This is a genomic window from Streptomyces sp. Je 1-332, assembly GCF_040730185.1.
GTDB lineage: Bacteria > Actinomycetota > Actinomycetes > Streptomycetales > Streptomycetaceae > Streptomyces.
On record NZ_CP160402.1, the window covers coordinates 4,331,147 to 4,343,404 of the forward strand.

Annotated in this window: 8 protein-coding genes; 5 read left to right on the forward strand and 3 right to left on the reverse strand. The window is 67.5% G+C overall.

Annotated elements, in window-relative coordinates; translation table 11 throughout:
- Positions 1–217 precede the first annotated feature (217 nt).
- Positions 218–4,429, reverse strand: a complete 4,212-nt coding sequence (locus ABXJ52_RS19620; RefSeq protein ID WP_367043898.1) for a hypothetical protein — start codon at positions 4,427–4,429, stop codon at positions 218–220.
- Positions 4,430–4,958: 529 nt separating this feature from the next.
- Between ABXJ52_RS19620 and ABXJ52_RS19625 the strand changes: the two genes are divergently transcribed.
- Positions 4,959–6,161, forward strand: a complete 1,203-nt coding sequence (locus ABXJ52_RS19625) for a serine hydrolase domain-containing protein (protein WP_367043899.1) — start codon at positions 4,959–4,961, stop codon at positions 6,159–6,161.
- Between the two features lie 291 nt (positions 6,162–6,452).
- Complete coding sequence (locus ABXJ52_RS19630) at positions 6,453–7,193, forward strand: DUF4145 domain-containing protein (RefSeq protein ID WP_367043900.1); 741 nt, start codon at positions 6,453–6,455, stop codon at positions 7,191–7,193.
- A 250-nt stretch (positions 7,194–7,443) separates the two neighbouring features.
- On the opposite strand, the gene ABXJ52_RS19635 is transcribed toward ABXJ52_RS19630, so the two are convergent.
- On the reverse strand, positions 7,444–7,830 hold the full coding sequence (locus ABXJ52_RS19635; protein ID WP_367043901.1) for a RidA family protein: 387 nt from the start codon (positions 7,828–7,830) through the stop codon (positions 7,444–7,446).
- A gap of 43 nt (positions 7,831–7,873) precedes the next feature.
- Positions 7,874–8,995, reverse strand: a complete 1,122-nt coding sequence (locus ABXJ52_RS19640) for a pyridoxal-phosphate dependent enzyme (protein ID WP_367049133.1) — start codon at positions 8,993–8,995, stop codon at positions 7,874–7,876.
- Between the two features lie 277 nt (positions 8,996–9,272).
- On the opposite strand from ABXJ52_RS19640, the gene ABXJ52_RS19645 reads away from it, so the two are divergent.
- The 3 genes from ABXJ52_RS19645 (at position 9,273) to ABXJ52_RS19655 (ending at position 12,138) form a co-directional block, all read left to right on the forward strand.
- On the forward strand, positions 9,273–9,956 hold the full coding sequence (locus tag ABXJ52_RS19645; protein ID WP_367043902.1) for a PAS domain-containing protein: 684 nt from the start codon (positions 9,273–9,275) through the stop codon (positions 9,954–9,956).
- Positions 9,957–10,263: 307 nt separating this feature from the next.
- Positions 10,264–11,466, forward strand: coding sequence for a cupin domain-containing protein (locus tag ABXJ52_RS19650; RefSeq protein ID WP_367043903.1), 1,203 nt, complete (start codon positions 10,264–10,266; stop codon positions 11,464–11,466).
- A gap of 51 nt (positions 11,467–11,517) precedes the next feature.
- A complete protein-coding gene (locus ABXJ52_RS19655) occupies positions 11,518–12,138 on the forward strand; it encodes an alpha/beta hydrolase (protein ID WP_367043904.1) in 621 nt (206 codons plus the stop codon).
- Positions 12,139–12,258: the final 120 nt, after the last annotated feature.

A 12,258-nucleotide genomic window follows, 5' to 3' on the forward strand; every position in this document is an offset into this window, starting at 1 on the left:
TAATACGAGCCCGCTCCAATGAAAAGGGACTAATGGCAGCCGGCGCCCGACGGAGGCACGAAAACGCCCGATCGCTGGCGACGGGGGATGCACCAGCGATCGGGCTGTGGCCAACCGTAACAAGGCCGATCGCGTAAGGGGAGTCAACTACTCCGTCCAGATGTGGAGTTGTGATCGGAATCACGCGACGTCATCCAAAGGGAAGTGCCCGCGACCGCTACTCCTCGCACGGCGGCGCGTACGAGAGCCGGGGCAGATACTCCTGCCACTTTTCGTGGGTAAGGACGCCCCGAGTGGTCGAGCAGATGCGACGAATCGCCGTGTCGATGTCCAAGTTCCAGAGCCGGACCGTATCCGTGCCGCTCGAAACTCCGAGCATCTCTCCCTTGGGGCTGAACAACAGGAAGCTGCCGGTCTTGGCGTTGGGGCTCATCGACTGCCCGATGGGCGTGGCGCTGGAGGGGTCGGAGGCGTCCCAGAGCCGCACGGTGTTGTCGTTGCCGCCGCTCGCCAGCGTGCGGCCGTCCGCGCTGAACGTCAGGGACACCAACGCGTCGGTGTGGCCCGTGAGGGGCGGGCCCAACCGGGTTGCCTCAGCGGGGTCCTCGATGTTCCAGAGCCGGACCGTGCCGTCGTCGCTGCCACTGGCCAGTGTGTCGCTGTCCGGACTGTAGGCGAGCTCGTTGATGGGGCCGAGATGCCCCTTGAGCGGCCTGCCGAGCCGGGCGGCGTGACGCGGGTCGGAGACCTTCCAGAGCCGGATGGTGCGGTCCGCGCTTCCACTGGCGAGGGTCCGGCCGTCCTTGCTGAAGACGAGGGAGTTCACGTAACCCTCGTGGCCGGTGAGGGGCTCGCCCAGCCGACGGAGGCGAGACGGGTCGCTGACGTCCCACAGCTGGATGGTGCGGTCGGTGAGCGGGGACGCCAGTGTGCGCCCGTCCGGGCTGAAGGTCAGCGCGGCCGCGAACCGTGTCCGCAGGGCGACGGGCGGCCCGTAGGGGACGGGGTGAGCCGGGTCGGCGACGTTCCACAGCTGCACCGCACGGCTCCCCGTCAGGACCGCGAGCGTCTTGCCGTCGGGGGAGAAGACCGGCGAACGCACCTCCCCTTCCGCGGTCTTGAAGGATCTGCCCAGTGCTACGGGCCGACTGGGCCGCTCCACGTTCCACAGCCGGACCCGTTCGTCGCGCCCGGCCGTGGCGAGCACCTTCCCGTCGGGGCGGAACGCTCCGATCCGGCCGATCATGTCCGACGTCGGTATCGACCACAGGCGGACCTTGTTGTCGCCGCTCCCCGTGGCGAGCGTGCTTCCGTCGGGGCTGAAGCCCAGGGCGTACATCTCCCCGCTGCTGCCCGCGAGCGGCTCGCCGACCTGCGAGGGGTGCGCCGGATCGCGGACGTTCCACAGGCTCGCCGTGCTGTCCGCGCTGGCTGCCGCGAGCATCGTCCCGGCGGAGTTGAAGGCCACGGACCACACGGGGCCGGTGTGACCGGTGAGCGGTACGCCGAGCAGCTTCGCTCGGCGCGGTTCTGTCACCTTCCAGAGCCGGATCGCGTTGTCGCTGCTGCCGGTGGCCAGCGTGTGGCCATCAGGGCTGAAGGCCACGGAGTGCACCGTCCCCGCATGCCCGGTCAGTACCTTGTCGATGGGCTTGGGGCGGCGCGGATCGGCCGCGTTCCACATCCTGACCGTGCCGTTGTCGCCACCGGCGGCCACTGTCCGGCCGTCCGGGCTGAAGGCCACGGACCGCACTGCGGCGGTGTGGCCGCTCAGCGTGCCCAGCGCCTTCGCCCGGCCCGGGTCGTCCACGTCCCACAGCCGAACGGTGTGGTCGTCGCTCGCGGAGGCCAGAGTGCGCCCGTCCGGACTGAAGGCGACCAGATAGATCGCCCCGTCATGCCCGGTCAGCGGCGAACCCAACGCACGCGGGTGGCCGGGGTCCCGCACGTCCCACAGCCGGACCGTGCCGTCGTCCGAAGCGGTGGCGAGGGTGTCGCCGTCCGGGCTGAAGACGGCACTGCTCACCCAACTCTTGTGCCCGGTCAGGGGTTTGCCCAGCGGCTTGGCGTGCGACGGATCCGACACATCCCACAGCCGTACGGTGCGGTCGTAGCTGGCAGTGGCGAGGACCCGTCCGTTCGGGCTGAACGAGGTGAGATAGACGGCGCCCTTGTGGCCGAGGAGCGGGGTGGCCAACGGCGCGTTCACGATCGAGAGCAGCCGGTTCTCCGTGCCTTCGTCGCCCGGCCGCAGATTGTGGGCGACCAGGTCGAGTTGGGCGGACAGGGAGGGGTCCGTGTCCTGGACGCGATCAGCCTCGGCGACCACCTGCTCGAACACCGCGTCGTCCCGCTGCTGCCACGCGACCACGGCCGCCACGACGGCCACCATGGCGAGGACGACCAGCGCGGCCACCGCACCCCGCGTGATCAGAACCGTCCGCTTACGGAGCCTGGCCGAGGCGGCAAGGAACTCCACCGCGCCCTTGGTCAGGAACGTGCCGCCGGCGGTCTTCCGCCAGGCGCGGGCCTGTTCGAGACGGGAACCCCGGTAGAGGAGTGACGTGTCGCGGTCGGAGTCCTCCCAGGCCCTGCCGTCCTCCTCGAGGCGCTGCCGCAGCAGGTTGTCGTTCCTGTCCTCGTCGATCCAGTCGCGCAGCCGTGGCCAGGCGTGGAGCAGCGCTTCATGGGTGATCTCCACGGTGTCCGAGTCGAGCGTCACCAAGCGGGCCCGTACGAGGGCTTCGAGCGATTCCTCGGTCTTGCCGGGGTCGGTCGACTCCTCGGCCAGCTGGCGCCGCGCCCCCCGCCTGCGCGTGGCCTGGGTGTCCTCGCCGAGCCTGACGAGCCTGAGGAGGAGCAGCCGCGCGGCCGTGCGCGCGGCCGGGTCGAGGTCGGACCAGGCGCGCTCGGCGCTCGCCGCGACCGCGCCCTGGATTCCGCCCGCCGCGCGGTAGCCGGCCAGCGTCAGCCTGCCGGTCTTCCGCCGCTGCCAGGTGGCGAGCAGCGCGTGGGAGAGGAGCGGCAGCACTCCCGCGTCGTGCGCCCCGCGGGGCCCGTCCGTGCTCACTTCCCGGACGATCAGCTCGGCGAGCCCCGGTTCGAGTTCGAGCCCCACGGCCTTGGCCGGGCTGGTCACGGCCTCGCGCAACTCCGATGTGGTCAGCGGCCCGAGGACCATGTGCCGGTGCTGCAGCGCGTCGGCCAGCTCGGGGAACCGGAGGCACTGCTCGTAGAAGTCGGCGCGTACGCCGAGGACCACGAGCGCGGCGGGGTCACTGGCGCCGCCGGGTCCGGGGCCGGGTCCGGGGCCGGGGGAGCAGGCGGCTTGGAGGAGCTGGATGAAGGTGCGCTTGCTCGCCTCGTCGGAGGAGAGGGTGAACGTCTCCTCGAACTGGTCCACGATGATGACGGGGCGGGCGGCGGTGGGGTGATCGGCGGAGGGGTGGCTGGCGGTGGGGTGATCTGCGGCGGGGGCCTGGCGTCGCGCCCACGCGGTGACGGACTCGCGCACCGCGTGGGCGAATTGCGGGGTCCGGCGGCCTTCGGCGGCGGGGGAGGCGGGGGACGCGGGCGTTGCGGGCGTCACGGTTGCTTCTGGCGCCCCGGGAGTCCCGACCGCCCCAGGCACCCCAGCCACCCCGAGCACCCCAGGCACCCCAGGCACCCCAGGCACCCCGACCGTCCCGCCGTCGGCGGAGATGGCATGCGCGAGCTCGGGTATCTGCCGGGTCAGCTCGCCGAGGGGATCGCTGCCCGGCACGAGCTGCAGCACAGGGCCCGCGGGAGAGTCGTCGTCGCTCAGCGCGCCGTTCTGCAGTGTGGGCACCAGACCGGCGTTCAGAAGGGAGGACTTACCCGCCCCTGAAGCGCCGACGAGCATGACAAGGCCGCCGGTCTTCTCCGCCGCGCGGAGCTGAGCGACGAGGGCGGCGGTACTCCGCTCCCGCCCGAAGAACCACCGGGCGTCCTGCTGCCGATACGAGGCCAGCCCTCGATAGGGACAGACACCCGGGACGGCGGCCGTGGCCGCGCCCTCGCCCTGAAGCCGATCCTCGTCCTCCGTGGCGGAGGCGGCGCGCCCGCCGGCGGGGTCGGCCACCGCGCGCTCCCACAGGAGCTGCCACTGGGCCATGTCGTAGAGACCCGCGGACACGGGCGTGGGCTGCTCGCGCCGAGCTTCGGGTATCAGCACATGGAGCACCGCCGAGAGGGCGGCAAACTGTGCGGGCACGTTCTTGGCCCGCCGCCAGTCGCTGATGCGCTGGGCGGACACCCGTACGGGCCGTCCGCGTTCGTCGACCCGCTGATGCCGTACGACCGCTTCGGCCACGCGCTGGAGGGGAGGGTTGCCGGCTTCCTTGTACAGCAGCGCGAGACGTTCCGCGAAGGCTGTGCGTGCCCCTGAGTCGGGACTCAAGGCCTCCACCCCTTACTTCCTCCGCGCCTGAGCATCCGGACCGGAAAACTCACCCTATACGGCTGACCTGCGGTTAAGGCCTCCGGATGCGGATGGAACCTCCCCCTCCGTGGCCCTAACTGGCAGGATCCAAATCCGGTAGCGAACCAACCGCGCAGCGTCAGGGCAGGTCATCGGCTCGGGTGACCCGCTGAGATGACTCGGGGCGCCGCATGGCCTCGGCTGGTTTTCGCCGATCACCTCCGGATCGTTGTCACGCGGACTACGGATCCGTCTTTCCTCGATCCGCGCTGGTACGCCGACATGGCGCGGATCGATGCGGCCCGCGTCGTTCGGTACCGGTCCCCACAGGGGAGGGACCGGCACCGAAACGACGCGGTGCGTCCGGATCCGGGGGAGGGCTCGCCCGGGTGATCGAGGTGCGGTGGCTCCGAACGAGTGGACTCCTTCGCGCGGGGCCGGGTGGGCGGGCCCGTGACGCGGGCCGAGGTGGTGATGTTCGTGAGGTCCGCCCCCTGCCCGGAAGAGGCGCCTCCGAATGAGACGTTCCCGTTCCACCTCCCGCCGTGCCCTGTGTGCCGCGCTGCTCGCCGCGTCCTTGTGGGCGCCGACGACGGCCCAACCCGCCGCGGCGGACCAGCGGCCGATCGCCGCGCACCCCGACAAGGGCGACTGCCCCAAGAGCCTGGGACGGGGGCTCACGTCCCGCCTCGACAAGGCCATGAACGACGTCGGAAAGAAGGCGGACATCCCCGGGGCCGTCGTCGGTCTGTGGATGCCGGGCAAGGGCTGCTACGTCCGGTCCATGGGCGTCGCCGACCTCAGGACCGGCAAGCCGATGTCCGCCGACTCCTTCGTCCGGATCGGCAGCGAGACCAAGACGTTCACCGTCACCGCGCTGCTCCAGCTCGTGGACGAAGGCCGGGTCAAGCTGGACGACCCGATCTCCACCTACGTCAAGGGCGTGCCCAACGGCCGCCACATCACGCTGCGCCATCTCGCGGAGATGCGCAGCGGCCTGTTCCCGTACACCGAGGACGCCGGCTTCATCCGCGACGTCCTGAGCGACGCGCAGCGCACGTTCACCCCGCGCCAGTCCCTCGCGTACGGCTTCAAGCACCGCAACACCTCCGCCCCGGGCAAGAAGTTCCAGTACTCCAACACCAACCTCGTCCTGCTGGGCCTGGTGATCGAGAAGGTGACCGGCCGCCCCCTGGCGGACGTCATCCACCACCGCGTGCTGCGCCCGGCGAACCTGCGCCACACCCTGTTCCCACGGGGCAACGAGTTCCCCGCCCCGCACCCGCGCGGCTACACCAACCAAACCCTGAGCGGTGAGGTCGCGGACGCGACGAACTGGAACCCCAGCTGGGCCTGGGCGGCGGGCGCGATGATCTCGAACCTGCACGACCTACGCCACTGGGCCAAATCCGTGGCCACCGGACAACTGCTCAGCCAGAAGACCCAGAAGCAACGCCTCAAGACGCTCCCCACCGGCATCCCCGGCACCACGTACGGGCTCGGCATCCTCAAGACGAGCGGCTGGATCGGCCACAACGGCTCCATCCCGGGCTACGAAACGGTGACGGTCTACCTGCCTTCCCAGAAGGCCACGCTGGTCATCATGATGAACACGGACATCACGACCCAGGGCCAGGAACCCTCCACACTGCTGGCCCGCGCGATCACATCGGTAGCCACCCCCAAGAACATCTACGACGGCTCAGCGACGGCGCCGTAGCCAACACGACACGCACAAAGCCAGAGGGCCGGCACTGGATCCAGTACCGGCCCTCTGACCTGCTGCTTATCTGCCGGGGCGACGGGATCTGAACCCACGACCTACGTCCGACGGATCTGAGTAACGAGTGCCGCCTTCTGGATACCCAGGAGTGGGGCCTCCCGGGGAGCCCACGGCAACCCCGAGGCGCGTGGCGACCTCGGCCGGCGCCACCGTCACCGGTCCACTTACCCGGCGGGGGATACGTTGAAATCGCATGACGGGTGAGGGGTGATGAGCTACTGTCCGACTGTGCGTGAATTATCTGATCAGCTCGCAGATATTGAACCCGTGGACGAAAGGTCAATCGGGTTTGGCGTTAAGCGACAAGTTTATTTGTGCTGCCCTCACTGTGCAATGAATACATCAATGCAGATATCTGCTCGCCAGGAGCTTCAATGTCTGACCCGAAAATTAGCGGACGGTAAGAAACAGAACCTCACGCTATTCACCGTCAAGCTGACCTGTGACTACTGCTCGGCCAACTGCTTGTTCCTGTGGACTGTAGTGGACCCGACGAAGAAAAATGCGGCCGCACGTTACGAGACTGTCGGGCTTGAGCAGGCATATCCGAAGGCGGAGTCGAAACCGCGCCAGATTTCTTCAGACGCGCCGTCATCGGTGCGGGAGGCCTTCAGCGAAGCGGCCTTGACCGAGGCGGCAGGGGCTTACCGGCTGGCGGGTGTCGGCTATCGCGCGGTCGTGGAGCAGATAACGAAGGATCAGGGCGCTAGCGGAAGCAGTCTGTACAACCGGATAACCTCTCTGGCTGCACGAGGTGTGTCGCAGAACATCGTGGATGCTTTCCATGAGGCAAGAGTGGTTGGGAACGACGCAGTTCACGACGGCTTGGCGTATTCCGCAGAGGAGATCGCTGACATTGCCGATCTGATCGATGAGGCCGTGTTCATTCTTTACGTCCAACCGGCACAGCGGGCGCGTATGGCGGCAGCGCGCGCTGCCAGGCGCCAGGAAGCCAAAGCTTCCCCCTGAGGTGCTTATTGAGGTACGCAAAGAGAGACGGATGCGTCCTCATTTAGAGGCCGCACCCGTCTCTATGTAGGAAATCGACACTGGGAGACGGAAAGGCTAGAACGGCTCCGGGGTGGGCGCGAGGCGGCGCAGGGTCCGGTGGTGCCCGGAATCCAGGGGGTGGAGCTTCTGAACTCGCACCTCGCTCAGCAAGTCCTGGGGACGAGAAGGGGCCGGCTGATCCGGGTCAGCGGATCCTCTCGCCGCCTTCCTAGGCACCCCTGCCCGTGACTGGAGCGTGTGCAACTGCCTCGATCTCCACCCTTGCTCCGAAAGGCAACTCGCCGACCGCGACGCAGGTGCGCGCCGGCCGCTGTGGGCCGGGGAAGTACTCGGTGTAGACGGCGTCGAAGCTGTTCCTGTCGGCCATGCTGTGGAGAAAGACGCCGATCTTCACGATGTCGATGAGCAATGCCCCTTGCTGCTCAAGGGCCTTCCGGAGGTTGTCGAGAGCTCTCCGGGTCTCGTCCTCGATGTTGCCGAGCAGTTGGCCGCGGCTGTCGATGCCGAGTTGGCCGGATACGAACAGCAGGTCTCCAGCCCTCCTGACGGGCGTGTACGGGTGGAGAGCGTCCTGGTAGCGGGCTGGCGCGGTCATGTGTGTCTCCTGCCGGTGGGAGGTTGCTTTTCCTTACGGGCTGTCACACCGAGGGGCCCTTGAGGCCACTTCCGCACAGGGGCGCGACGGCCTGGGGGGCGGCGTCGTGCTGAGCGGTCGTGAGCGGAAGCAGGCCGGCACGGATCGCTGCCCAGCACACGGCGGATGTCGGTTCCACGTACAAGCCCGTGCTGGCCAGTGCCGCATGGGCGGCACGGATCTGGTTCTCCTTCACCGTGACGATGGTGCCGTTGGTGTGGCGGATGGCTGCGAGGATCTGCGCTGCGCGGGCAGGGCGAGCGATCGCGATGCCTTCGGCGATTGTGGCCGACGGGGTGATGTCAGCTGAATCATCGAGGTTCTCGCAGATGGCAGAGGCCAGAGGGGCGCATCCTTCAGCCTGCACGGCAACAATCCGAGGCATCCGAGCGATCAAGCCCTGAGCGAGCAGCTCGCGGCAGCCGAGGTATGCGCCGAGCACGAGGGTGCCGTTGCCGACCGGGAGGACCAGGACAGCCGGAAGTGAACCACCCAGTTGCTCCCACAACTCCAGGACGTAGGTCTTGGTGCCGTGGACGAAGAACGGGTTGTACACGTGACTTGCGTAGAAGGCGCCGGGCACATCCGCAGCCTGCGCGGCTGCGGCGGCGGTGTCCTCACGAGAGCCCGGCACGCGGCGGACGATAGCGCCGTAGGCGTGGAGTTGGGCGAGCTTGCCCGTTGATGTGGCGGCCGGTACATAGATCTCGCACGGAATCCGGGCGCGAGCAGCGTAGGCGGCGATCGCGGCGCCGGCATTCCCGCTACTGTCGGCAACGATGCGGCCTGCGTCGAGCTGCTGTGCCAGGGCCGTCACCACCACGGCCCCGCGGTCCTTGAACGACCCTGACGGCATGAGGTAGTCGGCTTTGAGCAGCACGCCTGGAGCGTCTTGCGCCGCCACCAGCGGGGTCATCCCCTCGCCCATCGTCAGTTCGGCCGGCAGGGGCACGGGCAACGCCTCCGCGTACCGCCAGAGCGTGGAGGCGCGTCGGGTGAGGGCGGTGGGGTCGGGCATCACCGCCGCGAACCCGGCCACATCCAGGACGCCCTGGCATCTCACACAACGCCATGCGAAGTCCGCCAGTGCGTGTTCGTGGCTGCACCGTGTGCACTGCAACGTCACGTTGCCCAACGGGGCATCAGAGGAGCACTGAGTCAATTTCATCGTCTCTGTCTGCAAAGGGCCGGTGGATTTACGCAGTCGTGGGCGGCTGCACCCACGACTGTGACCGTTGCGCGTCTGCGGATCGCTTCGGGTGTTGCCGTCAGCGGAACTGATCTTGGTTCGGCACGCAAAGGGTGGACGCCCTCCCGGACGAAAGTCAAGACTTGTTGTCTGGATCTTCAGACACATAGTCTGACCGCTGTCCGTAAGAAGTCGAGATGGAGGTGGTCGCGCAATGGCTCACACCAAGCCCGCGCCCGGCGAGGAAGGCTTCGCCGACCGGATGCTCGAGGCGATGAAGCCGGTCATCGACGGCCTCGTCGCCACCTTCGGGTCGAACTGCGAGATCGTGCTGCACGATTACCGACGCCCGGAAGCCAGCGTCGTCGCCATCGCCGGTTCCGTCACCTCCCGCCACGTCGGGGGCGCGATGAGCGAGATCGGACTTGACCTGCTCGCGCAGGGAGACGACGCCGAGTACAAGCTCAACTACGTCACCCGCACCTCCGACGGACGCACCATCAAGTCCTCCACCATGCTGCTGCGAGACGGCGCCCGCGTCGTCGGCGCCTTGTGCGTGAACCTCGACATCACCGAACTGCGGATGGCAGTCGCGGCCATGACCGACCTGATCGGGCAGAACGACCCCGCACCGCCGACCACCCTCTTCTCCAACGACATCAGCGACGTGATCACGACTGTGCTTGCCCAGGAAGAAGAGCGGCAGGGACGCCCCCTCGCCTACAACACTCGCCAGAGCCGTCAACAAGTCGTCCGGGCACTGGACAAGCGTGGAGTCTTCCGCTTTCCACAGGCCGCGAACCTGATCGCCGAACGCCTCGGCGTCTCGCGCGCAACTGTGTACGCGGACCGCACCGCCGTGAAACAGGAAACTGCCCCGCCTCAGGTAGAGGGCTGAACACCGCCACCAAACCAGGGATGCCGAGGCGACACCTCAACCTTGGACGCCCTCTTCAGATGTGCCGCGCAGCCTTGCATTTGTCTGCCCGGCCAACAGCCTCCGCGCGGACTCCCTGACGCAGCGGACAGCTCCATTCACCCCAGGGAAGAAAACAGAGGACCAAACATGCCGAACATGAAGCCTGAGACCGACGACCTGCTGCTGTCTGTGGAACCGGTCGCCGCACCGCAGGACCGCGCCGAAGCCGAAGCCCACGACATCGCGTGGCTCCTCGACCTCGCCTGACGAGGACGCACGCCCCACGATGACTGCCTTCGCAGATCTCATCGCCCCACACGGCGCGGACAACTTCCTTCGCACCGTGTGGGGTCGTGAGATGAAACTGTTCCGCGGCGCCACCAGCCGCTTCGCCCACCTGCTCCCTTGGCCGACACTCAACGGCATCCTGCACCGGCACCGACTTGAGGCCCCCCGCCTTCGCATAGCGCAGGCCGGACAGCTGGTCCCACCAGACAGCTACGGAACGCCCCCAGGCTCGGGCGATCCGTACTTCCGGATCGACCCGCACAAGTTGAACCAACGCCTCGCAGACGGCGCCACCCTGGTCCTGGACGGCATCGACGAACTGCACGCACCCATCGAGCAGTTGGCCGCCGACATCGAGCACGTCGTACGAGAACGCGTCCAGGTCAACTGCTACGCCAGTTTCGGCCCGCAACCAGCCTTCGACACCCACTGGGACGACCACGAGGTACTCGTCCTCCAGGTCCACGGGCGAAAGCGCTGGCGGGTATTCGCTCCGACCCGGCCGCACCCGACCCGGCGTGACACACAGCCTCCCCAGCAGCCCGTCGACGAACCCGTTGCCGACCTCATCCTCACCCCCGGCGATGTCCTGCACGTTCCACGGGGGTGGTGGCACGACGCCACGGCAGTCGATGAACCCAGTCTCCATCTGACCTTTGGCGTCACACCGCCGACCGGTGTAGACCTGCTGACCTGGGCTGCCGACCAACTGCGCCATCACGAACTCGCGCGCCAGAACCTCCCCGTACACAACGACGTCGAGGCTCAGAGCCAGTACGTCAAAGAACTCACCGCTCTGCTCACCGAGCAACTCGATGCCGGAACGATCCTTCCTCGATATCGCGCAGCTCGTGACGCACAGGCCCCCTCGCGGGCACACCCCTCTCTTCCCTGGTCCGCGACCAGCGGGGTACCGGATGACATCGAACTGACCATCCAATGGCGAGCACCGCGCGCCCGCCTGCAGGTACACGCCCAAGCCGTCCGGCTCACCGCCAACGGCCAGCTCTACACCTTCGCGTCCCGAGCCACGCCCGTCCTGCAAGCGCTCCTCGACGGTAGGGCTCGCACAGTGAGCGAACTCGTGTCCGTCCCCGACAACACGCTGGACCGGACCATGACCCGCGCACTGTGCTCCAGCCTCATTAACCAGGGCCTCGCCAGCGCAGAACCCGAAGGGCTGCACCTTGGCGACGGATAACAAAGGCCGGCTCCCCCGTGACACCCCAGCGCCACGAGAGATTCATCCGCGATGACTGAACCGCCCAGCTCACACAGCTACCTTCTCTTGCACGGGTGGCAGAACCACCGCCCGACCGACCATTGGCAGAATTGGCTGGCCACCGAGCTTTCCAACGTCGGAGCAGAGGTCGCATACCCGCAACTGCCCGACCCCGACGAGCCCGACCTTGAACACTGGCTGTCCGAACTTCAAAGACAGCTCCAGAGCCTGACCGGACAAACCCGAACCGTCATCTGTCACAGCCTGGCCTGTGCTCTCTGGCTCCACGCGGTAGCTCGCGAAGTTGTTCCCGTTGGGATTCACCGAGTGCTCATGGTCGCCCCGCCATCATCAAGCTTCCTGCAACAGCATGCAGGCGTAATGGAGTTCGCCTCGCCGCCGACGACGTCCGCCCAGTTGGCTGCTGCCGCGCAGCACACGCTGATTGTCGCCAGCGACAACGACCCATGCAATCGGGAAGGCGCGACAGCGACATTCGGGAAGCCCCTGAACTGCGGTGTCTCACTGCTGCCCGAGGCAGGCCACCTATCGATCCCGGACGGCTACGGACCATGGCCGTCCGTACTTGATTGGTGTCTCGGTACCGCTGCCGAACCGAGTGCAAACCGACGGACCTTCGGTGAAACCTGAGGATGAAGTTGGGCGTTCGCGATGCGTGAGGGAGTGTCATGAAGATCGCGTAAGTCCCGTGTGACCGGTCTGGCATGAGATGGGACCTCTGCCGGGAAGGAGTACCGATGAGCATTAAGG